The organism is Aeromonas sp. QDB56, from assembly GCF_027705505.1.
GTDB lineage: Bacteria > Pseudomonadota > Gammaproteobacteria > Enterobacterales > Aeromonadaceae > Aeromonas > Aeromonas caviae.
Genome location: NZ_JAPDBZ010000264.1, coordinates 1 through 1,557 on the forward strand (window position 1 = coordinate 1; position 1,557 = coordinate 1,557).

Annotated in this window: 1 protein-coding gene; it reads left to right on the top strand. The window is 59.0% G+C overall.

Going from position 1 to position 1,557, the window contains the following annotated elements:
* Nucleotides 1–101 precede the first annotated feature (101 nt).
* A protein-coding gene (locus tag OKB81_RS20280) for an IS66-like element ISAeme24 family transposase (RefSeq protein WP_270805426.1) occupies nt 102–1,531 on the top strand; the annotation gives its coding sequence in 2 pieces (ribosomal slippage) (nt 102–288 and nt 288–1,531; 1,431 coding nt in all).
* Nucleotides 1,532–1,557: the final 26 nt, after the last annotated feature.

The following is a 1,557-nucleotide window of genomic DNA, read 5'->3' on the forward strand; positions in this document are numbered from 1 at the left end:
GTAAGCGTTCACCAGCCCCCCGTTGACAGTCGAATGTGACGATCATCTCTTGATCCCCTTTCGGGGGTTGATAGATCCTCCCAGCCCGTCAACATAAGCCCATGAACAAGAAAAAACTCTTCGAAAATGCAGCGCCTCAGGCGCACGACCTCCATGATGCCAACCGCATCATCCAGGAGCTATGGAACAAGCTACGGGAGTACGAGGACCGTCTGGCTCTCTCCTCTCGTAACTCATCCAAATCGCCATCCTCCGACTCCCCTGCGGCTAAGGCGGAGCGAAAAAAGTTACGACGCCTCGTGGCCGAAATCAGGTTGGCGCTCAACCTGGACACACGGGGCATCGACGAGAACTAAGCGAGTTGCAATCCACCGATCTGGTGGTTGCTTGCAAACCGGCATCCTGCTGCGCTGAGTGCGGCGGCGAGGTCGTGGCCAATGCTGCGCCATCCTTCCGCCACCAGGTGTTTGAGCTGCCCACGTTGCCGCTAGAGATCACCGAATATCAGCTATTCCACGGCCACTGCCGGCACTGCGATGCGCTCAGCAAAGGCGAGTTGCCCAAGGCGGCACCCAGCGGCCAGATGGGGCCGCGGTTGCTCAGCTATATCGCGGTGCTCGCGGGGCAATATCATCTGAGTGTGCGCAAAATTCAGAGTTTGCTGCGCGATCAGTACGGCATGACCTTTTCGGTCGGCGCCATCTCGGAAGCCCAGGGGCGGATCAGCTCGATGCTGACCCCCATTCATCAAGCGCTGAAACAACATATTCAGAAGGCGCCGATCATCCATGCCGATGAGACCACTCATCAGCGCAATGGTGAGTCGAATACGCGATGGCTGTGGTTGATGGCAACGACCGATGCGGTATTCCAGAACATTCGTTACTTCCGCAGTCAGGACAATGCCAAGCATCTGCTGGGGGCGGTGACCCACGGTGTCGTGGTCACCGACCAGTGCGCCAGTTACCACTGGCTGGATCCGACACGGCATCAATTCTGCCTGGCCCATGTCCAGCGCAATCTGCAAGAGATGGCGGACTATGGCGGTGGCGGCCAGACGGTCTATCTGGGTCGTCGGCTGGTCGTGCTATTCAAGACGGTATTTCGCACCCAGCATCGTTACGAGTCGGGGCTGATCGGCGAACAGGTCTGGCTCAGGCGGATGCACCGATTAAGGCGCAGTATCCAGGTGGTACTGACCCAGGGCGCCGAGACTCCGGCGCGACGTTACGCCGGGCGCTGCCAGCATATTCTCAAGTATGAAACCGGGCTGTGGGTGTTCTTGCAGTATCCGGGGACGCCGTTGACCAACAACGAGGCGGAGCGGTGTATCCGTGGCAGCGTGATCCTGCGGAAGATCTGCTTCGGCACGAGTTCGGACCGGGGTGACAAATTCCGCTCGCGGGTGCTGTCGGTGATTGAGACGTGCAAAAAGCGCAGCCAGTCGGCAATCGAAGTGCTGTGCCGGATCGTCACAGCGGTCATGACGGGCCAGCCTTATCCTGACGTATTCAACCTGACCTCGGCTTAGTCAAGCCGGGGCCGGTGAACGGTTAC